Raw genomic sequence first — 21,601 nt, forward strand, 5'->3', positions numbered from 1 at the left:
AACCGCGACCCGCGCGGCAAGGCGCTTGGGCGGCGTGGCGCAGCATAGACCAAGGCGCCGCGCCGCCCAAGCGCCTTGCCGTGTGGGGTCGCGGCTGAGCGAAGGGTTAGGCCGCACGCCGGACGCTGCGAAGGTGGCGACCCGTGACCTTTGCTGAACCCTCAGCGCGGCGCAACTGCGAAGCCTGAGGGCTTCTTCGCCGCCGCTGACGGAGTTCGTGGGCTGCACAGCTCCGTTCCCGGCGGCGAGACGACGGACTGGCTGACGCGAGAACGAGGCCAGGAGATGGCGGATCCCGCACAGCGCTGACATGAACGGTGGACTTCTTGGGCGCTCGCCGCGGAGCGCCTAGCTACGTTGGCGTGCGCAGGTTTTGTGCGCTGACCTCTGACCGGAGCACGCTTAACCCGGCGCTTGGATTTGAACGCGGCGGGCATCTCGGAACGTCGAGGTGGTTCGACCGCCGATGCCCGCTGTGTGCGGCCTAACGTTCGAGCTAACCCCGACCGCGGAGGCAGGTGTTGTAAGCCCGGTGCGTGACGATGCTACCGCTGGCACGGACCGGGCTTACAACGCCTGCCGTAGCGGGTCGGGGGCTGAGCGAGGGGTTAGGCGTCACTTCGACGGCTTCCGGGGCGAACTTTTCTGAGTGCTCGTGCTTGGCCCTGGAACTCCGCGACGAAGGCCGGGACTTCAGCCAGTGTTCTCGGGTACGGGACAGCTACCTTACCGCCTGATTCTGTGGCTCGGTAGACGGAGTCAAAGGTAAAGCCATGCTCGACCAAGACTTGAACCTTTTTCCATTGCGCTCGGTCCGCTGACTTTGGAGTATGGAACTTCCGACCAAGTATGGTCATAGGCGTTGCGCACTCAGGGCAGACTCGGCCCGTTTCGCTGTACGGTTTGCGAAAGACTTTGCGGCAACCGAAGCAGGCGTGTGGAAACAGATAGCGCTGCAGCTGCTTCGCATTCGTATGTGCGGTCCGGTTCTTGGGCATGCTGGAGCCGAGCAAAGAGTGGTTTGTGACGCCTAACGTTCGAGCTAACCCCGACCGCGGAGGCAGGCGTTGTAAGCCCGGTTCGCGATGATGCTACCGCTGGCGCGGACCGGGCTTACAACGCCTGCCGTAGCGGGTCGGGGGCTGAGCGAGGGGTTAGGCTTCACTGGAGACGCCACACGTATTCGGCATCGAAAGTAGAGGGAATACGGTCTCCAGTCGGTGAGGTTGCAGACCGAAACTGGCACTGACTGAGCATGTACAGGGCTGTAGCATCAAGTCGACCGAAACCACTGGAAGATCTAATCTCGGCGCGGGAGATTGTGTCATCCGCTGTTAGGTAGAACCTGATGAGGGTGGTTCCTTGCTCGCCATTCTTGGCTGATGCCTCTGGGTAGTGCTGGGCCGTAGGCGCGCAGTTCGCTACGTTCAACATCGCGGGGCGACGGTTCGGTTCACGCGCAGAGTTGGTTCGAATTGGGATGGCGACGAGACCCTGAAGGTTTGACTTAGGGTCTGAGTTGGCGCGCCCGAGGAATCGGCAGGCCTTGAGGCGAGCTTCCACCTCTGCATCAAACTTCGGATCGCCAGAAGAAACTACAACCTGTGTTGACTGAAGTCCGCTCTCAGCCGACGCTACGTAGGACAAGAGAAGGAGGCCGGGCGACGGCGCGACGTTAAGCGCTCGTTCGCTGTTTAGCTGGCAGGATTGATGCTCGATGGATATGTTTGGCGGGCGCAGATTCACCTGCGATAAGGCGGGTGCGACAGTCATTGACGCTATTGAGGCAACCAGTGCCCGGAGCAAGGTATCTGAAGACTTCGATGCCATAAGGTTCCTGTTGGTGAAGCCTAACGTTCGAGCTAACCCCGACCGCGGAGGCAGGACGGCTTGCCCGTGCGGTGCAGCATAAACCAGCGCGCCGCACGGGCAAGCTGGCCTGCCGTAGCGGGTCGGGGGCTGAGCGAGGGGTTAGGCCGCGCGCGTACTTGCAGCAACAAAGTGGTTCCTCGCGAGAGCCGGCTCATAGCCTTGCAGAGAGAAGCCGCACTTCTGCAGCACTCGCGCTGAGGCCGTGTTCTCCGGCTTTGCAAAGGCGTGGACTTCGTGGACACCGAGGTTCCCGAATGCAAAGCCCAGCGATGCGTGAACGAGCTCGGTCGCATACCCGAGACCCCACGAGCTCGGTGCAAAGGCGTAGATGACCTCCAGGCCCCACTCTGGTTCCAGCGGATCGATGCTGAGACCGCCCCAACCGATGACCTGACCGTCTTGCGCCGTGCGGACCACCCATGGTGCGAAGCCAAGCATGTCGCGTGTTGCTTCATACGATTGCAGACGTCCAAGGCAGTGCTGGTAGGACGGCGCGACATAGGTGTGTTGCATAGCTGCTGCGTCAGCCATGAAGCCGAAGAGATGCATTGCGTCCGTACGCTCAAACGGCTCCAGCACTAAGCGCTTGGTCTTCACTGAAGCGGCGAGTGCTGACATGTTTGCTTGCGCGGCCTAACGTTCGAGCTAACCCCGACCGCGGAGGCAGGTGGCGTAAGCCCGGTGACCGATGATGCTAAGAGCGGCGGGCGCCGGGCTTACGACGCATGCCGTAGCGGGTCGGGGGCTGAGCGAGGGGTTAGGCGTCACTTCGACAGCTTCCGGGGCGAACTTGTCTGACTGCTCGTGCTTGGCCCTGGAACTCCGCGACGAAGGCCGGGACTTCAGCCAGTGTTCTCGGGTACGGGACAGCTACCTTACCGCCTGATTCTGTGGCTCGGTAGACGGAGTCAAAGGTAAAGCCATGCTCGACCAAGACTTGAACCTTTTTCCATTGCGCTCGGTCCGCTGACTTTGGAGTATGGAACTTCCGACCAAGTATGGTCATAGGCGTTGCGCACTCAGGGCAGACTCGGCCCGTTTCGCTGTACGGTTTGCGAAAGACTTTGCGGCAACCGAAGCAGGCGTGTGGAAACAGATAGCGCTGCAGCTGCTTCGCATTCGTATGTGCGGTCCGGTTCTTGGGCATGCTGGAGCCGAGCAAAGAGTGGTTTGTGACGCCTAACGTGTTTTCTACCGCAGGGGTGGCTACCGGTAGCTACCGATTGTCGTCGTGACGCCGGTCGACGGCGACAAAGACTCAGGGAAAGCGATAAGGTGCCTCAAGTGCTGCAAACCGGCTGTTTGGGCGAGGGAGCGCATAGGTAGTTTTGGTGAGGCCTAACGTGTTTTCTGCCGCAGGGGTGGCTACCGGTAGCTACCGATTGTCGTCGGGACGCCGGTCGCCGACGACAAAGACTCAGGGTAAGCGATAGGGTGCCTCATGTGCTGCGAATCCGCTGTTTTGACGGGGGCGCATAGGTAGTCTTGTTGAGATCTACGGAAAGTCTGCAAAACCGCGGGCCGGTCCGTCTGGATTGAGGCCCCCGGTGGGTTGACGAGGACAATCATGAAGCAGCTCGGACTCGGCCCGAACCTGTCGACTGTGAGGACGCGCAAGCGCGAGTCCCTTGATGAGATGAAGCGCGTGGTGCCGTGGACGGCACTCATGTGGGTGGTGGAGCCGGTCTACTACAGGGCCAAGCCGAGACAACTGCCGTTCGGCATCGAGACAATGCTGCGCATCCACTGCCTGCAGCAGTGGTTCGCGCTGTCGTAGCCAGCGATGGATGCGATGGCATCTACCCAAAGCGCTAGCTGAATCCTCAGCATGGCCGCGCTTCTTGGTCGGGAACTTCGGATGACCGCGGAGTGATGGCGACGTCCAGGCGGGACACCCGACGGCCAGCGACTTCCATGCAGGGACGTGTCCGGCATCGCCGGCGGTCCAATCTCTGTAAGCTTCCACATCATGATTACGCACATAATCATGATGCGTCGAAAAATCCAGCTTCTGGGCGATTCTGGACTGACAGGGTTTCCAGGTGGCAGTTTTTGTCCGGCTGTCGGGATCGAGGAGGGGGCTCCATGAACTCAGCTGTAAAAGGCCGGGCTGCCTACATCGCAGGCCCAGCTGTATGCGGGTCGACACCGGCTGCATCGACGGCAATCCGTGTCCGGTGGGAGAACCGCCATAGACGCCGCTACTACGAGGCCGTCGTCCAACGCGACCTGTTCGGTGGCTGGGAGCTCTGGAAGGTCTGGGGTGCTTTGGAAAGCGCCCGTGGCGGCCAGCAAGTTCTGCCTGCGCGAGACAAGCAATCTGGGCTTGCCGCTCTGGCCCAGCTGTGCCGCCACCGCGAACGCCGCGGCTATATGCAGGTTGCTGGCGTGGGCGCGATCTCAAACGGCGCAGCGGCCAGATGACCATCCACCCCATCAGAGTGCCTGTTGCCAGCACCCCTCGGGGCGCACCCGCTCGTGCGAGGCACCTCAGCCGAGACCACTTCGCATTCTTCCGAGGCCTGATCGAAGGCCTTGACGCCGAGCCCCTCTGGGACAGGTACATGACGGTCGAAGGCCAGCGCTCGGACCTTCGCCTGGTGCCCGCCACCGTCGCGTGGATCCGCGCCGAGCTCGCCGCCGCGGCCAAGCGGGAAGAGCGCCCTGGAACCGCCAGGCTGCTGCGCCTGGATGTCCAGCGTCTGGTGCAATCAACCCCCAGTCTGCCCAGCCTGGCACAGTTCGCCGAAGAAGCAGGGCTGGAGGACGAGCGTGAGTCTGATCAGGTGGCGGCCTTCGAGGGCCGTTATGGCCGAGCCTCTGCACGACTGAGGCGAAAGGCCAAACTGCTTCAGCGGCAGCTGGCTGCCCTGCGATGGCTGGAAGAGGTGGCGGCCCGAGAGCCGGCGCCCGGCGACGCGATCGCGTCTTGGCTACGGCCGGAGCTGGCCAGTTTCCTGAACGCCGTGGATCTCTTTACGCTGGCCCAGCTCGCCGAGCGCATCAATGGAATCGGCAAGAACTGGGCACGAAGCATCCGCGGCATCGGTCCACTGAAGTCCCAGAGGATCGCGGCTTGGGTTGCCGCCCATGCAAACACCATCGGCGTCAGCTTCGGCGTTCACGCCATCGCCGCCCGCCGCGACGTTGCCTCAGCAGCGCTGGCCTGCGTTGTCTCACCCGCCACCGACATCCGCCCGCTGGAAAAGCTCATCGTCCCCGCTGAGCTTGATGGACAGCAGGGCAGGTTCCGCCGGCCGCGCGACCACTGTCTCATGCAGGCCGACACCGATCTCGATGCCGTGCTGGTGTGGCTGCAGGCCAAGGGTAGATCGGCGTCAGCACCCCAAGGTCAGCGCCAGGGCGGTCAGGGCGGCCCGGTCATGTCTTCCGCGCTCTCCCACACTCAACGCGCCTACCGCAAGGAGGCAGAGCGCTTCTTGCTTTGGGCAATCGTGCAGCGCGCCAAGCCCTTGTCGTCGATGACGTCGGAAGACTGCATCGAATACGCAGCGTTCCTGGTTGACCCTCAGCCGCGTGCGCGCTGGTGCGGCCCTAGGGCGCGGGAGAGGTGGTCGCCGCTGTGGCGCCCGTTTGAGGGGGCGCTCTCGGCTGCGGCGCAGCGCCAGGCTATCTCGATCCTGAAGAATCTGTACGGCTTCCTTGTTGATCAGAACTACCTGATGGGCAACCCGTGGTCTGCGGTGCCCGTTCCTCGTGCCGCGCGGCCTGGCCTTGACGCGTCACGCAGCCTCACTGCCGCCCAGTGGGCCTTCGTGCGCGAGCGGGCTGCGCAGGCAGGGCCGCACTCGGCCGCGATCCGGCTGCGTCTCGCTCTGGACCTGCTGTACTTCACCGGCCTTCGGACGGCCGAGCTCGTCAGTGCGCGTGTCGGTGACTTGCAGCAGGTTGAATACTTCGACGCCGATGCGCAGCAGCACGTGCGGGGCTGGATGCTCACCGTGTTGGGCAAGGGGCAGCGCCTGCGCGAGGTGCCGGTGCCAGACGGATTGGTGAATCAGATTCAGGCCTACCTGCAGCACCGCGGCCTGTCAGGTGATATGTCTCTGCCGGCGGTGCGCGGCGCCTACCTCTTGGCCGGTGCGGTCGACATCGCTGAACGCGCACCGGCGCTGGCTCAGAGCAACGCCTCGGGAGTTGATGGCGGCATCGGCGAGTCAACGCTCTACAAGCAGCTCAAGGCGCATTTCGCGGCCTGCGCGTCGGCGAAAAAGGCCGCCGGCGAGCATGCTGCCGCAGAGCGATTGGCCCGTGCCAGCACCCACTGGTTACGACACACGCACGCCAGCCATGCACTTGCCAGTGGGGTCAGCGTACAGGAGGCCCAGCAAAACCTCGGTCACGCATCGCTGGCTACCACCACGGTCTATGTCACCACCGAGGCCGCGCGCCGCTTGAAGAGCATGCAGCGCTTCTGGGACGTCCGAGCTTCGTAGCTCTGGGGCAGGGGAGTTTTTCCGTTGGTCGGCGTTGGTCGTGGCCGACCGCCACTTCGGTGAGACTCTGCCAGTCCGCAGCCCAGCCCCGCCGCCAAATGCCCGCTCAGTTCCGAAACATCGATGCCGACACTTGCAGCTTCAGCTTCCCCGACGAACTCTTCGACGGCCTCGTGGCCGAACTGGACGGCCTGCTCGACCCAAAAGAGCAGGGCGCGCTGACCTCGGCCGGCTATACCAAGTCGCTGCAGAAGCTTATCGCCGAAGAACCCGACTTCACAGACGCGCACGCCCACCTGGCCTACGCCTGGATTGAGCAGGGCAAGCCCAAGAAGGCGCTCGACGCCAGCTTGGCTGGCCTCGCGGCCGCCAACAGGCTGATTCCAGAGGGCTTCGCCGGCCAGTTGCCCTGGGGCCTCCTTGAAAACAGACCCTACCTGCGTACCCTGCACGGCGCGCTGCTGGCTTCGGTGCGGCTGGGGCGCCACAAAGATGCCGCGGCGTTCGCCGAGCGCATGCTGAGCTTGAACCCCGCCGACAACCAAGGCGTGCGCTACCTGTATGGCTCAGAGCTTCTGCGGGCCGGCCGGATAGAAGCCGCGCAAGTCGCCATGGAGCCTGAGGCGGCCAACTACCCGCCTTATCAGTACGAGCTGGGTCTGCTCCATCTCATGAACCGGCAATGGGTAAGCGCTGCCACCGCCCTGCGGCGGGCCTTCTTGGCCAACCCGTACATCGCCGAGGCACTGTGCGGCACCATCGAACCGCAACCCCTGGCCATCTGGCACAGCAGCAACTTTGAGGAACCAGCCACCGCCCATAGCTACGTGAACGCCTACGGCGCTCTGTGGGAACAGCGAATCAGTTTCCTGGCGTTTCTGCGCTGGCTGTTCAACAGTTCGCAGGTACTGCAGGAGCGCGCTGCCGTGCTGGCCTGCAGAGAGGCCCTGCAGTGGGAACGCGAGTTTCGTGAGCGCAGTATCTTGGTTGACCGGATGCACGCGCTGGAAGCTGCCGTCGACGACACGATCTCCACCGCGCTGGTGGTGCGCAAGCTCGATCGCCAGGGCCGCGAGGTCTGGCCCTGGATGCCTGAGCAGCCGGATATCGGCTGACGTCTATAGTTTTCTATAATCGTCTATAAGTAGCCAAAGCCTGGAGGCCGGCATGGAGGTGTTTCACCGAGAGGCGCTCGCTGCAGACCTCGCGAGCAAGGTGCTTTTCCTGGCGCCCACCTCGGCCTCGGGTTCGGGTCTCTTTCTGGCGGCGCCCCGGCGCACGGGCAAGTCGACCTTCCTGCGCGAAGACCTTCGCCCCCAGCTCGAAAAGCGCGGTGCGCTCGTGGTCTACGTCGACCTCTGGGAAGACCGCAGGGCCGACCCTGGCGATGTCATCGTGAACTCGGTACGAGCCGAGCTCTCGCGCCACGACGGCGTGCTCAAGCGCCTGGCACGGTCTGCCGGCATGGAGAAGGTGTCGGTAGGCGACATGGCCTTCTCACTGGACAAGGTGGGTCTGGGCGACGGCATCTCGCTGTCGGCCGCCCTAGCCGCGCTGTCTGATGAAACCGGGCAAGTCATCGTGCTGATCGTCGACGAAGCTCAGCACGCCATCACCAGCGAGCGCGGCAACGACGCGCTCTTTGCCCTGAAGGCGGCCCGAGACGAGCTCAACAGCAGCCGACACAAAGGCCTGCGCGTTGTAGCGACGGGCTCCAACCGCGACAAGCTGGCCATGCTGCGCAACAGCCGAGACCAGGCCTTCTACGGCGCGCCGCTGGTGAGTTTTCCGCCCCTCGGGCGCGACTACGTGGCCTGGTTTTGCGAGCGCGTTGCCTTGGCGGCGTCCCTTGACGTTGACAGCGTCGCGGCCTTGTTCGATCGCGCCGCGCACCGACCAGAGCTGTTGGGCTCCGCAGCCGATGCTCTGCGTTTCGAGTTCGGCCTGGCGCCGGCAGAAGTGCCTGAGCGCTTCGCCGGCGCAGTTGAAGTGCAAATCAAGGCCAGCAACGACGAACTTTTGCGCGTGGTCCACAGCCTCACTCCGCTTCAGTCGGCGGTCTTGAAGGTCCTGGCCAAGCGGGGCGGGGACTACGCGCCCTTTGAGGCGGCCACCCTCCGCGACTACCAAGCTGTGTTGCAAGCAGCCAGCCCAGAGGGCGAGGGCAGGGCAGACGTGCCCGCCGTGCAGCAGGCCTTGATTGCTCTGCAAGACAAAGCGCTGGTGTGGCGAGCCGCCCGGGGGGTGTACGCCTTGGAAGAGGCATCACTCGCCGAATTGATGCGGCAGCACGGCTTGCTGGATACCGTGCCCTGACGGGGTATGGCTTCCGCGTCGGCCTAGGTAGATACCCTGGCCACTGTTGAAGCAAACCCAGGTGGTAAGGCGTCCATGAAGTCGCCAACCTGAGACCAACGAACGTCAAGCCTGCTTCGCCGGCTCCACGACACGACCCGCCCGCATGAACCAACAAGCACTCTCCTCCCTCATCTGGTCCGTCGCCGACCTCCTGCGCGGCGACTTCAAGCAAAGCGAGTACGGCCGAGTGATCCTGCCGTTCACCGTGCTCCGCCGCCTGGACTGCGTGCTTGCGCCCACCAAGGCTGAGGTGCTCAAGGAGTACGCCGCAAAGCAGGCCGCGGGCATCGCCTTCGAGCCCTTCGTCAAGCGCAAGGCGGGCCTGGACTTCTACAACGTCTCGTCGCTGGACATGGGCAAGCTCATGGGCGACCAGGACAACGTCCGCGCCAACCTGGACAGCTACATCCAGGGTTTCGCGCCCGACGTGCGTTCGATCTTCGAGCACTTCGACTTCGCGGCAACGGTCGAGCGGCTGCACAAGGCCAAGCTGCTGTACCTGGTGACCGAGAAGTTCGCCGGCTTCAACCTGCACCCCAGCTCAGTGGACAACATGCAGATGGGCCTGGTCTTCGAGGAGCTGATCCGCAAGTTCGCCGAGATCTCCAACGAGACCGCCGGCGAACACTTCACCCCGCGCGAGGTGATCCGCCTGATGGTGAACCTGCTGTTCATCGAGGACAGCGACGCCCTGACCAAGCCGGGCGTGGTGCGCACGATGTACGACCCGACTGCCGGCACCGGCGGCATGTTGTCGGTGGCGGGCGAGTACCTGGCCGAGCTGAACCCAAAGGCCCGGCTGACGCTCTTCGGCCAGGAGCTGAACCCCGAGTCGCACGCGATCTGCAAGGCCGACATGCTGATCCGCGGCCAGGACATCAGCAACATCATCCTCGGCAACACGCTCAGTGACGATGGCCTGCTGGGCAAGCTGTTCGACTACATGCTGTCCAACCCTCCCTTCGGCGTGGAGTGGAAAAAGATCGAGAAGGCCATCCGCGACGAGTACGAGAAGCAGGGCTACACCGGCCGCTTCGGGCCCGGCCTGCCCCGCGTGTCGGACGGCTCGCTGCTGTTCCTGCTGCACCTTCTCAGCAAGATGCGCCCGGCCGTGCAAGGCGGCAGCCGTGTCGGCATCGTGCTCAACGGCTCACCGCTGTTTACCGGCGGAGCCGGTTCGGGCGAGTCCGAGATCAGGCGCTACGTCCTGGAAAACGACCTGGTCGAGGCCATCGTCGCGCTGCCCACGGACATGTTCTACAACACCGGCATCAGCACCTACATCTGGATCCTGAGCAACCGCAAGCCCGAGGACCGCAAGGGCTACGTGCAGCTCATCGACGCCTCAAGCTTCTGGCAGAAGATGCGCAAGACCCTGGGCTCGAAGCGCAAGGAGATGAGTGACGAGCACATCGCCCAGGTGACCAAGATGTTCGGCGACTTCGTCGAAGCCAGCCTGGTGACGGTGGTGGGCGCAGACGGCAAGGAAGTCGGCCGCCAGGTGCTGATGGACGGCGAGACGCTGCCCGGCGCACCCGCCGGCGGCAAGGTGAGGGGGGTGCCGGTCTCGCGCATCTTCCGCAACGAGGACTTCGGCTACCGGACGATCACGGTGGAGCGGCCCCTGCGCGACGAAGCCGGCAAGCTCATCCTGGGTGAGAAAGGCAAGCTCAAGGGCAAGCCTCAGCCTGACAGCAGCCTGCGCGACGCCGAGAACGTGCCGCTGTCAGAAGACGTAGATAGGTTTTTCAAGCGCGAGGTGCTCCCTCATGCACCGGACGCCTGGATCGACCACGAGAAGACCAAGGTCGGTTACGAAATTCCGTTCAACCGGCACTTCTACGTCTTTGAGCCGCCGCGCGAGCTGGCCGAGATCGACACCGACCTGAAGAAGGTCACCGACCGCATCAAGGCCATGATCGAGGGGCTGTCGGCATGAGCTTTCCTCCATATCCGGCCTACAAGCATTCGCGCATCGAGCAACTGGGCGATGTCCCGGAACACTGGGAGATCGTCCCCGTGAAGCGCTGCTTGAAATCGGTCATTCAAGGCTGGAGCCCGCAGTGCGAGAACTATCCGGCCGATGCCGGACAGTGGGGTGTCCTCAAGGTGGGTTGCGTGAATGGCGGATCGTTCGATCCGTCTGAGAACAAGGCACTCCCATCGACTCTCGAACCGCTACCCGATCTTTCGATTCGCCGAGGGGACGTGCTTGTATCGAGAGCCAACACCCGGGAGTTGGTCGGCAGCGTGGCCGTGGCCGAACGCGACTATGAATGGCTCATGCTCTGCGACAAGCTCTATCGGCTCAGGGTCGATGAGCAGAGGTGTGATGCAGCGTTCCTTGCCAGTTCCCTGTCGACACCTGCAGCACGAGGGGTGATAGAAGCGACGGCTTCCGGAGCAAGCAGCTCCATGTTGAACATTGGCCAAGCAGCGATCACTGGCATGTTCATCGCGGTCCCTCCGCTCAAAGAGCAGCAGGCCCTAGTCGCCTTCGTTCAGAACGAAGCGGCCAAGATCGATGCTTTGGTCGAAGAGCAGCAGCGCCTGATCAACCTGCTGAAAGAGAAGCGCCATGCGGTGATCTCGCAGGCCATCACCAAGGGGCTGAATGCGGACGTGCCAATGCGGGATTCAGGGGTGGCGTGGTTGGGGAAGGTGCCGGCGCATTGGCGTGTTCTGCGCCTCAAGCTCATTACAGACAGCATCAAGGCAGGCCCGTTTGGTTCAGCGCTTACTAAGGATCAGTACGTCGACTCCGGGTATCGCGTGTACGGACAGGAGCAAGTTATTCCCGGCGACTTCTCAGTTGGCGACTACTACATCACTGCTGACAAGTTCGCGGAGCTAAGGCAGTACGAGACACGCCCTGGCGACATCTTGATCAGTTGCGTTGGTACCTTTGGAAAGATTGCACTGGTTCCGTCGGGCATCGAGGCTGGAATCATCAATCCGCGCCTGCTAAGGAGAGTCTGCAAAACCCCGCGCAGAACGCGCGGTGGGGTTGGCTTTGTGGCTGGCATGCCGTGATGCGGAATCTGTCGAGGTGCTGAGCGCGAGGCGCTTCGCGCAGCTCGTGATTTCGAGCCCTTCGGCTGCCTTGCGCTGGATCGCAGACGCACTCATCCCCGCGCTCCGAGGACTTGCCGCCGAGCCATCCACAGATTGCTCAGCGCGAACAGCATCGTCAGCCGCGCGGTGTTCTTGGCCAGGCCGCGGTAGCGCACCTTGGTATGGCCGAACTGCTGCTTGACGACGCGGAACGGGTGCTCGACCTTGGCCCTCACGCTGGCCTTGATCTGTTCAGCTTTCTCCAGCAACCGCGCCCACTTCTTGGTCGTGTCCAACGCCTTGCGCTTGCCCGGCTGCATGGCCACGAACCAGGTCGGCCCCTGGGCCTCCGGTCGCTTGTCCACTCCACGGTAGCCGGCGTCACCAAACGCTGCAGTCTCTTGCCCGTGCAAGAGCGCGCCGGCCTGCGTCACGTCGTTGACGTTGGCCGCAGTGCCAATGACCGTGTGCACCAGCCTCGACTCGGCATCCACCCCGATGTGCGCCTTCATGCCGAAGTGCCATTGCTTGCCCTTCTTGGTCTGGTGCATCTCGGGATCGCGCTCGCCGCTCTTGTTCTTGGTCGAACTCGGCGCGGCGATGATGGTGGCGTCTACCACGGTGCCGGTCTTGAGCATCAGGCCATGCTTGGCCAAGCCCGCGTTGATGGTGCCCAGCACCTGAGGCGCGAGTTCGTGCTTCTCCAGCAGGTGCCGGAACCGCAGGATGGTGGTCTCGTCGGGCATACGCGCGGCGCCTTCGAGGCCGGCGAAACGGCGGTACAGCGGTCGCTCGTGCAACTCCTCTTCCATTGCCGGATCGCTGAGGTTCCACCAGAGCTGCAAGCAGTGGATGCGCAGCATGGTCTCGATGGGGAACGGAGGTCGACCGCCCAGCGCCTGGTGCGCACCTCGGGCATGGGACCGGATCAGCTCAACCAACGCGGCCCAGGGCACGACCTGGTTCATCTCGTCGAGGAAGACCTCCTTGCGGGTCTTCTTGGGCAGTGGGTCCAGTCCAAACGTCATCTGATCCATGCCTTGCATCGTCCAACGCCGTCAAGCCGTGCGCCAGTCGGAATGACGAGAGGTTTTGCAGACTGTCCCTAAGGCTCCGCGTCGGCCCACTAGCAAGCCCTGAATATCTCTGCACGGTGCTTCGTAGCAATGTCACGTTCGAGCAATTCGCGCTCGCGAGCAGGGGCGGCACGATGGATGTCATCAATATTGGAACGCTTGCAGACATCCATATCGCCGTTCCTCCCCTCGATGAGCAACTCCGGATCGTCGCTGAAGTGGCGGACAAATCCAACAGGTTCGAGTTGCTAGCGAAAGAAGCGGAGACGGCCATAGCCCTTCTCCAGGAACGCCGCGCCGCCCTGATATCCGCCGCTGTTACCGGCAAGATCGACGTCTGTAGCCTGTCGCTGCACGCAGAGGAAGTAGCCGCATGAGCATCCACAAGGAAATCCACCTCGAAGATGAGATCTGCGCCGACCTGAAGGCGGCGGGCTGGCTCTACGACGCCGCCGATGCTGGCCGCTACGACCGCCCGCAGGCGCTGTTCGTTGATGACGCCGTGGCCTGGATCCAGGCCAGCCAGCCCAAAGCCTGGGAAGCGATACATAAGAGCCACGGTGCCGCCGCAGCCAAGGTGGTCGCCGAGCGCCTGCGCAAGGCGCTGGATAGCCAGGGCGCGCTGGCGGTGCTGCGCCAGGGCTTCGAGATGATCGGCCTCAAACACGCGGTGGCCATGTGCCAGTTCAAGCCCGCTCTTGCCATGAACGCCGACCTGCAGGCCAGGTACGCCGCCAACCGGCTGCGCGTGGTGCGTCAGGTGCACTACTCCGTCCACCATGAAAACAGCATCGACCTGGTGCTGTTCGTCAACGGCATCCCGGTGGCCACGGCCGAGCTGAAGAGCCACTACACGCAGGGCGTGCAGGACGCGGTCTACCAGTACAAGACCGACCGTGAACCGTTCTTCAAGCCCAAGAACGTGGCCGAGCCGCTGCTGGCCTTCCCTGGCGGGGCGCTAGTGCACTTCGCCGTGAGCAACGCGGCGGCCGAGATGACGACCCGGCTGGCCGGCCTGGACACCACCTTCCTGCCGTTCAATCAGGGCAACGCCGGCGGGGCGGGCAACCCGCCGAACCCGGCCGGCATCGCCACCGACTACCTGTGGAAGGAGATCTGGCAGCGCGACAGCTTCCTGCAGATCCTTGGGCGCTACCTAGTTCCGGTGAAGAACGCCAAGAAGCAGCTGGTGGGCTGGATCTTCCCGCGGTACCACCAGCTCACTGTCACGCGCAAGCTGGTGGCGGCTGTGACCGCAGAAGGCCCGGGGGGCAAGTACCTAATCCAGCATTCAGCCGGCTCAGGCAAGACGAACTCGATCGCCTGGACCGCCCACTGTCTGGCTGACCTGCACGACGCTGCAGACCAGAAGGTCTTCGACACGGTCATCGTGGTGTCGGACCGCACGGTGCTGGACGACCAACTCAGCGAAGCCATCATGTCCTTCGAGCGTACGGCGGGCGTGGTGGCGGTGATCAAGGGCGAGGGTGCCAGCAAGAGCAAAGAACTGGCCGAGGCGCTTTCGGGCGGCAAGAAGATCGTGGTGTGCACGCTGCAGACCTTCCCCTTCGCGCTGGAGGAGGTGCGCAAGCTGGCCGCCACCAAGAAGAAGCGCTTCGCGGTCATCGCCGACGAGGCGCATTCGTCGCAGTCGAACGAAACCGCCGCGAAGCTGAAGCTGGTGCTCAGCGCAGCCGAGATGGCCGAGCTGATCGACGGCGGCACCGTCAGCGCCGAAGAGGTGCTGGCTGCGCAGATGGCGGCCAAGGCTGGCGACGACGAGAACGCGGGCATCACCTTCGTGGCGTTCACGGCCACGCCCAAAGACAAGACGCTGCAGCTGTTCGGCACACGGCCTGACCCCAGTCGCAAGCCGGCACCCGACAACATCCCGGCACCCTTCCACGTTTACTCGATGCGGCAGGCCATCGAGGAGAAGTTCATCTTGGACGTGCTGGAGACCTACACCTCCTACAAGATTGCCTTCTCACTGGCCCACAACGGCAAGCTGATCGAGTCTGCCGAGGTGGACAAGTCGGAAGCCATGAAGGGCATCATGGGTTGGGTGCGGCTGCACGAGTACAACATCGCGCAGCGCGTGCAGGTGGTGGTCGAGCACTTCCGCAAGCATGTGGCCGGCCTCCTGGGTGGCAAAGCCAAGGCCATGGTGGTGACCGGCAGCCGCAAGGAGGCCGTGCGCTGGCAAAGGGCCACGCGCAAGTACATCGCCGACCACGGCTACAAGATCGACACGCTGGTTGCCTTCTCGGGCGAGGTCATCGACCCGGAGAGTGGGCATGACCCCTTCACCGAGAACAGCCACGAGCTGAACCCCAGGCTGAACGGCCAGGACATCCGCAACGCCTTCAAGGGCGAGGACTACCAGTTGCTGCTGGTGGCCAACAAGTTCCAGACCGGCTTCGACCAGCCCCTGCTGTGCGCCATGTACGTGGACAAGAAGCTGGGCGGCATCCAGGCCGTGCAGACCCTGTCGCGGCTGAATCGCTGCTACCCGGGCAAGGACCAGACCTACGTCGTCGACTTCGTCAACGACGCGGCCGACATCCTGGCCGCGTTCAAGCCGTACTACGAGACGGCGGAACTGTCAGGCGTGACCGACCCCGACAACGTGCTGACCTTGAAGGCGAAGCTAGACGGCCAGGCGCTGTATGAACCTTTCGAGGTGGACCGCGTTGTCAACGTGGCGCTGAAGGGCAAGAAGGCCAAGCAGTCTGAGCTGGACGCCGCCACTACACCGGTGGCTAGCCGGCTGCTGCTGTCCTACGCTGAAGCAAAGAAGGCCTTCGAGGCGGCCACGCCAGGCAATCAGCAGGCCCAGGCCGCCAAAGACAAGATGGATTCGTTGATCCTGTTCAAGAGCGACATCGCCGCCTACGTACGCATGTACGGCTTCCTGTCGCAGATCTTTGACTACGGCAACACCGACGTGGAGAAGCGGTCGATCTTTTTCCGCCTCCTGCACCCGCTCCTGACCTTCGGCCGCGAGCGTGAGGGGGTGGACCTTTCTGCGTTGAAGCTGGCGGCGTACACCATCAAGAACATCGGCGACCCGAACCTGAGCCTGGCGACAGGAGACGCAGTCAAGATCGACCCGACGAGTGAGATCGGATCAGGGGCGGTGCAAGACAAGACCAAGATCGCACTGGCCGAACTCATCGCCAAGGTGAACGATCTGTTCGAGGGCGACCTGACACCCGGCGACAAGCTGGTCTACGTCAACGACGTGATCAAGGGCAAGCTGATGGAGTCGGAAAAGCTGGCCGAGCAGGCCGTGAACAACACCAAAGAGCGTTTCGACGGCTCGCCTGACATCGACCGCGAGCTCGAAAATGCCATCGTTGAAGCAATGGACGCACACAGCTTGATGAGCAGGCAAGCGCTGGAGTCACCGTCGGTCAGGGCGGAACTGAAGGCAACGCTGCTCGGCGCGGCCGGGCTGTGGCAGGCGTTGAGGCAGCGGAGAGGGGATGCGGCATCGCCGTTGAGCTGACGGTTTGCGGCCGTCGGCGTTGCAGCGGTTGCGGCCGGTCGCCGCCAGCCCTCGAACTCACGGTCTCGGACACCTTGCAGTCGTTCGAGCTCGCACCGGGTGGCGCCTCCTCCGGCCGCTTACAGGGGTACTGCTGACATTGCCGGCGACCGCGGTGGCGGCCGGAGGCGCAGACCCTTCAACCCACGTCAAACCTCGTCACGGCCAGGTCGAACGACTGCTCCTACTAGGCTCGACGGGTCACTGCCGACCCTGAACAGCCATTCGTTGTCTGGATCGCGCCGCCCTGAAGCTGCCGGTCGGATAACCCCTCAGTTACTGGTGTAGTGTCCCGAAGCGAAGTGCACACGCCGCCGGGCGTAAACCTCAGGCCCCACCACCTTCGGCGCGTCACTCGGCGGCGCTTACCCGAGCGTTGAACTCTTCGACGTCGAAGGCACGGGTGTAACAGGGCTGACCGGTTCCAGACCGTCAGAGGAGCCTGACCCCGGATGACTGGGATTGCCCAGCACTTTCATGAACTCCGGACACCCATCATCGCCACCCAAACCATAAGGCGGGCAAGCGTTCTCGCCCTCGATGCACCGGGCGACTTCCAGCGAAGCTTCAAGCCAGACGATCTCGTCGATCTCGACGGTTTGCCACCAGCTGTCGACGACGCTGTAGAGACGTTGGCACGGGTTACCCCGCGCTGGCGGCGCGCCTCTACCACCACGCCGGCTCTCGATTGCTTGATTGCCGCGGTGGGGCCGACCCCTGCGCGAGGGGATCTTGCCAGACGCGACATGGCTGGGCTCCTTCGGACCCTTGCCGGCGCGGTTGTGCTCTGACCGTAGCTGCCGCGATCGCCATCCGTCAGCGCGCCGCTGTCCCCTCAGTGGTTGTCACACGGATCCAGTCAAACGTGCCCGGCGAGTAGGCCTGCGAAGCCGTGCCGATGCTCAGAAAGAAGCTGCGTCCTGCGACGCTTCGCCCCAGCGTCGCGCTGACCGACTGTGTGATGTTCTGCAAGGTTGGCCCGCGCTCGGCGGTGAAGCGATCGCCGTCGATGGTCCAGCGGTACTCCATAAATGCGGGTGTCGAGCCGCCAGTGTGTGGAACAGGAATGTCCGCGCCGCAGGTACCGTTCGGTCCCGACATGCGATAGACGCCGCGCGACTGGATGTACATGCCCCAGCCGCAGTAGTTGGTGTCCCCCGACATGATGAGGTTGTCGATGTTTCCGGGCTCCGCGAGGATGAACGACGTGTCGCGGCCGCCACCGGTGCCCGCCATGCGCGCCTCGATCACGATCTTCCTGCCGGAGAACACCACCTTCCCGAACGTGCTGATGCGGCCCCAGGCACCGAACTGCGCCAGCCCATCGGTGTCGATCACGACAGGCCCAACGATGTTGGCGCCGAACGGAATCTGCCCATCGATCGTCCAGCGTTGCAGGTTCAGCGGCGGTGCGAACTCCTCGATGAAGCCTGTCGGAGCTGGCGCCGCGCCTACACGGACGGCGAATGCCGCCAGCGCGGAGGTGAACGGCGAGCCGTTGGACCCCACCGGTCCGATGCCGCCCGCCTTGTCGCCGGCCGTGACGCTGCCGGCGAAAGTGCATCGGAAGCGGCGATCGAAGGCGCTGCCCGCGTTGGTGACTTCGACGACGCCAGTGCAGTCGTCCAACATGAACGACAAGCCCGCAGGCAGCCTCGCGCCGACCACCGAGAACTCGACGGTCTGCCCCGCCACCGCTTCGGCAGGCGTCACTGCGTTCACGGTTGGACCTTGCCCGACCTGCACCTCGAAGTCCTGTCTTCCGAGCGTCTGGCCGGCAGCGCCGCGGAACTCCGCGCCGACGCTGACCCAACCGGTCTCCCGCAGCACGAGCTGCACCGACTGCGACACGCCATTCACCACCTGTGCGACGAACGTGCCTATCGCTTGCGCCACATGCCACACGACCTGAGTGGCTTGCTCGAGCAGCGCGCCGATCGACCAACTGGTCAACTCGCCGGCCCGCAGCGGCTCGGGTCCAATGCTGGCGATCGACAGTTCGATCGGCGTGTCGCCGTGCAGGCTGACGCCGGTGGCGTCGTTCGTGTTCAGGTAGGCGCGTACCGACAGCGCAAGCCTCCCAGCCTGCACCGCTGCGGCCGACGGCTGGCATCGGATGGTGGCTCGCTCTGCGGGAAACTGGCTGTCCCGCACGATGATCGGCGGGTCAACGCAGTTGCCAGTGACCTTCAATGTGCCGAAGTCCAAGCCAGTGCCGCGCACGATGATGTCGTTGACTTGCCCGGCGCGCAGCGGCACTGGCACCACTTCGATCGTCGGTGTGCGCACCACCAGTGGGTTGCAGGCGCCGCCCGGTCCGAGGCACTCATTGAACGCAGTCCTGTCGAGCGCTGGGCGACCGCCCGCACCGGGCTCGAGCCAATCGGCGATGGGGTAGCGCACGAACGGGAATACGCGGCTGTTGACATTGACTGCGCCGTCGATCAACAACCCGCTGAAAACCAGCGCCTGATGCGCGCTGGAGAGGTCCAGCGGTTGCACTTGCGACCGGCGGTACCGTCCGGGAAGCGAACTGCCGGCCGGTTCCGTCGCGTTAATCGGCCCGAGCACGTCAAGAAAGTAGTAGCCGCGCGCTGGCTTCATGGCATGCGAGCCGTGCGCGACGTAGGCGATTGGCGCCTCACCCCAGCGCGACGCGCGGTCCCACGGCACCGCAAGGCGCCCGCCATTCCACAGAACTGACTGGCTGCCTTCGGCATTGCACGCCAGCGGCTCGTCGCAACCCTTGAACGTAGTCGGCTGGTCGGGCAAGTGGCCGGCGTAGATCACGAAGCGGGGCTGCCACTGACCGGCCTGCTTGTGAAACTCAACAGTGACCGACTCACGGTCGACGGTGTGATTGCCACCGGCTCCCGTCGGTCCGCTATAAAGCTTCTCGTCGTACGCAAACAGATAGAAGTAGGTGATCCACGCCCGATGGTCGGCCTCGTTGGCCGCGGTGTCTCGGATCTGTGAGAGCCAATAGGCCGGAACCGTCGTCCCAAGCGGCGCGTTTGTCGACGCAACCGCATCCGGCCGCAGATAGAACCGCAAGTCGTGGTAGCCATTGGCCGCCATGAACTGCGCGGCAGTGCCCGCCGTGCCGATCGTGATGCTACCCCCCAGGTTCTGCACGTCGGCCGGGCCGACTGCCCAACCGGTGAAGTTAGTCACCGGCTGCGCGAACAACCGCTCCACCGTGATCGGAAAGTACCCCTCTGCCACGTGGAAGGACAGCACCGGCGCATGCCGGTTGGCCAACGTCGCCAACTCAGCATGCGCCATCGTTGGAGGAGCCAGGTACTGCAGCCATAACACCTCGAACGCGGCCGGCTTCCAGGCCATTGGCGCGCCGACGAACTCGACTCGGTGAAGACCGAAGAGACGCGGCAGCCTCAGCCGGCCGTCGGCCGGAACGGCCGGCATCGATCCGGCTACCGGCGTGCACTCATCGGTCTCGCTACACGACAACAGCCGGATCTGGGTGACCTCGGTACGCCAGTTGGCCTGAGAGAAGTCGACGATGGTCTCGCTGCCTTCGTAGGCAATCCGCACGTTGATCGACATCGTTTGCGACCAGGCCGCGGCACCCGTCAACGCCAACAGCGCCGCGAAGGCCCAGCGAAGCAGGAACGGCACCATCTCCATGCCGGCCCTCATGGCTTCTGCACGGCGTACAGCCGGTCCGCATTGATTGGGAATGCGATGTCCTGGGCGTTCAGCCGGTAGGCGGCGTGAACCCTTCGACACTCGGTGAGTTCGAGATCGCACTCATGCACCCGCTGCGCTGCGCTCGGGCTGCGGAACACGCCCACCGCCTGGGTCGTGCTGATGTTGTGGAACCGAACGACGGCCGCGCCGACCAGCTTCTCTGCGGCGACCTCCGGCGGTGTCGTGACTTCGATCGACAGCGTCTGGGGACTGCCCGCTGCCGACTCCAATCCGATGATCGTCGCGCCTGCGGACTGCACCGCCACGCCGCTGCGGTCCGGGATTCCGGTGTTGTCTGGCGTCACCGGCACTTGCGCCACAGGCGCGCCGCTGAAGGTCCACCGCAGCACTGCGGGGTTGAAGGGGACGGCTCGTTCGTTGCGGACACTCAGCGTCTGCACGGTCTCGACGGTCGATTGCAGCGGCAGGAAAGGTACCTCGACCCGATCACCGGCCGGGCGCGTGCTTCGGGCGGCGCTCTGGACGGTCAGCGCACCGTTGGCCCACGGCGCGCTGCTGGCGTTCCTGACCTTGACCCGCAAAACGATCTCTTCATGCGTGGTGCTGATTGGCGTCTGCGAGACGATGATGAGCCCGGTGACGGTGACTTCGGCAGCATTCGCATTGGCCGTCGCTCGGCTGCCGACCGCCAAAGCCCTGGCCACGCCGTCGGCGTCAACGGCAGCGGCAGCGGCCTGTGCACGACTGTCACCGCCCCGCTGCCCACCACCACATGCGGTGAGACACGCCAGTAGCGCCACACCAACGACCGCGCGCGCCGCGGTTCGATGTCTGCTCTGGAATTTGTTCCATCTCGGCTGGGGCATGGTGAAGTCGCTCCTCGTGTAGCGTGCCCCGGACTCACGGCGCGAGTCCGATACCGCTACCTTGGGATGCTACCGGGCGAACTGTGCATTTCGTTGGACGATGCCTGCGCCGCACGGCCGTCCTCCTCTGTCCGTGGGGTAGGTCGTCTATGGTTAACCCCGAGGGGGGCTCTCATGTTGGCAGCGACAGCACGGACTGCCGCACCGGCACATGGGGGATCACATGGTCCAGCGAGTGCGGCGCGGTCTGCGACATCCGCCGCGCCCCGCGCCGCGGGTAGCGGCCGCGCCGCTTGCAACGGAAGGCCACCGCGAAGTGGCTGCCGCTGTCGCCACAGCGCAGTTGCGGGAAGCCATGTGCCGGGATGTCGAACTGGAGGAAGGCGTCGACCTCGTCCTTGGTGTGTTGCGGCATACCGGCGCGGGCAACGTCATAGGGCTGGGCCAAGAATGTCGCGGCGTGCTGCTGCACCCGACGGTACAGCGCGGTTTGCTCAGGGCAGTGGCGCTCGCAGTGAACATGTGCGCCATCCAGCGCCCACTTGGGCGACCGGCCGATGGCTTGCGCGCGAAGCTACCGAATCGGCGAGCCCTTACGGTGTCAAGCCGTGCCCCGCGCCTCAATCGATCAAAGTGCAGCCTGCATTTGGGTCCGTACTTGCGCGGAGCCGCGTTCTGATGACCAGCTTGCGATTG

General features: G+C 64.0%; 15 protein-coding genes and 1 pseudogene. 9 read left to right on the top strand and 7 right to left on the bottom strand.

The features are described from left to right. Positions 1 to 1,161 precede the first annotated feature (1,161 nt). Together EOE66_RS22465 and EOE66_RS08660 are read right to left on the bottom strand one after the other, a co-directional pair. Positions 1,162 to 1,830: an energy transducer TonB gene (locus EOE66_RS22465; protein WP_128228312.1), complete on the bottom strand. Its 669-nt coding sequence runs from the start codon at positions 1,828 to 1,830 to the stop codon at positions 1,162 to 1,164. A 141-nt stretch (positions 1,831 to 1,971) separates the two neighbouring features. Beyond that, positions 1,972 to 2,490 carry a GNAT family N-acetyltransferase gene (locus EOE66_RS08660; protein WP_128228313.1) on the bottom strand — a complete coding sequence of 173 codons (519 nt, stop codon included), beginning with the start codon at positions 2,488 to 2,490 and terminating at the stop codon, positions 1,972 to 1,974. A 949-nt stretch (positions 2,491 to 3,439) separates the two neighbouring features. On the opposite strand from EOE66_RS08660, the pseudogene EOE66_RS08665 reads away from it, so the two are divergent. The 7 genes and pseudogenes from EOE66_RS08665 to EOE66_RS08690 form a co-directional block, all read left to right on the top strand. Continuing rightward, positions 3,440 to 3,646, top strand: a pseudogene (locus EOE66_RS08665) (transposase); the annotation flags it as partial. A gap of 311 nt (positions 3,647 to 3,957) precedes the next feature. After that, positions 3,958 to 4,296: a WGR domain-containing protein gene (locus EOE66_RS22470; protein ID WP_375137468.1), complete on the top strand. Its 339-nt coding sequence runs from the start codon at positions 3,958 to 3,960 to the stop codon at positions 4,294 to 4,296. A 140-nt stretch (positions 4,297 to 4,436) separates the two neighbouring features. Next, positions 4,437 to 6,329: a site-specific integrase gene (locus EOE66_RS08670; protein ID WP_205702668.1), complete on the top strand. Its 1,893-nt coding sequence runs from the start codon at positions 4,437 to 4,439 to the stop codon at positions 6,327 to 6,329. 98 nt (positions 6,330 to 6,427) lie between these two features. Next, entirely contained in the window at positions 6,428 to 7,444 is a 1,017-nt protein-coding gene (locus EOE66_RS08675) for a tetratricopeptide repeat protein (protein WP_128228315.1), read from the top strand. Positions 7,445 to 7,496: 52 nt separating this feature from the next. Beyond that, positions 7,497 to 8,645 carry an ATP-binding protein gene (locus EOE66_RS08680; RefSeq protein WP_128228316.1) on the top strand — a complete coding sequence of 383 codons (1,149 nt, stop codon included), beginning with the start codon at positions 7,497 to 7,499 and terminating at the stop codon, positions 8,643 to 8,645. Positions 8,646 to 8,790: 145 nt separating this feature from the next. Further along, positions 8,791 to 10,626, top strand: a complete 1,836-nt coding sequence (locus EOE66_RS08685; RefSeq protein WP_128228317.1) for a type I restriction-modification system subunit M — start codon at positions 8,791 to 8,793, stop codon at positions 10,624 to 10,626. After that, entirely contained in the window at positions 10,623 to 11,720 is a 1,098-nt protein-coding gene (locus EOE66_RS08690; RefSeq protein WP_128228318.1) for a restriction endonuclease subunit S, read from the top strand. The genes EOE66_RS08685 and EOE66_RS08690 overlap by 4 nt, the downstream gene beginning before the upstream one ends. Positions 11,721 to 11,812: 92 nt before the next feature. Here the strand turns inward: EOE66_RS08690 and EOE66_RS08695 are convergent, their stop codons facing one another. Further along, positions 11,813 to 12,778, bottom strand: coding sequence for an IS5 family transposase (locus EOE66_RS08695; protein ID WP_128228319.1), 966 nt, complete (start codon positions 12,776 to 12,778; stop codon positions 11,813 to 11,815). Between the two features lie 173 nt (positions 12,779 to 12,951). On the opposite strand from EOE66_RS08695, the gene EOE66_RS08700 reads away from it, so the two are divergent. Continuing rightward, complete coding sequence (locus EOE66_RS08700) at positions 12,952 to 13,194, top strand: restriction endonuclease subunit S domain-containing protein (protein ID WP_128228320.1); 243 nt, start codon at positions 12,952 to 12,954, stop codon at positions 13,192 to 13,194. Next, the gene (locus tag EOE66_RS08705; RefSeq protein WP_128228321.1) at positions 13,191 to 16,328 is read left to right on the top strand and encodes a type I restriction endonuclease subunit R; all 3,138 of its coding nucleotides are present in this window, start codon (positions 13,191 to 13,193) and stop codon (positions 16,326 to 16,328) included. The genes EOE66_RS08700 and EOE66_RS08705 overlap by 4 nt, the downstream gene beginning before the upstream one ends. A 404-nt stretch (positions 16,329 to 16,732) precedes the next feature. Here EOE66_RS08705 and EOE66_RS22475 read toward each other — a convergent pair whose 3' ends face one another. The 4 genes from EOE66_RS22475 to EOE66_RS08725 form a co-directional block, all read right to left on the bottom strand. Next, positions 16,733 to 17,206 (bottom strand): IS1096 element passenger TnpR family protein, encoded by a 474-nt coding sequence (locus EOE66_RS22475; RefSeq protein ID WP_128228959.1) that lies wholly within the window; start codon positions 17,204 to 17,206, stop codon positions 16,733 to 16,735. After that, entirely contained in the window at positions 17,184 to 20,015 is a 2,832-nt protein-coding gene (locus EOE66_RS08715) for a hypothetical protein (protein ID WP_128228322.1), read from the bottom strand. Before EOE66_RS08715 ends, EOE66_RS22475 begins: the two co-directional genes overlap by 23 nt. Positions 20,016 to 20,023: 8 nt before the next feature. After that, positions 20,024 to 20,905: a hypothetical protein gene (locus tag EOE66_RS08720; protein ID WP_128228323.1), complete on the bottom strand. Its 882-nt coding sequence runs from the start codon at positions 20,903 to 20,905 to the stop codon at positions 20,024 to 20,026. 172 nt (positions 20,906 to 21,077) lie between these two features. Next, on the bottom strand, positions 21,078 to 21,377 hold the full coding sequence (locus tag EOE66_RS08725) for a transposase zinc-binding domain-containing protein (protein WP_259376393.1): 300 nt from the start codon (positions 21,375 to 21,377) through the stop codon (positions 21,078 to 21,080). Positions 21,378 to 21,601 lie beyond the last annotated feature (224 nt).

It is taken from the genome of Rubrivivax rivuli (assembly GCF_004016505.1).
GTDB lineage: Bacteria > Pseudomonadota > Gammaproteobacteria > Burkholderiales > Burkholderiaceae_C > Rubrivivax > Rubrivivax rivuli.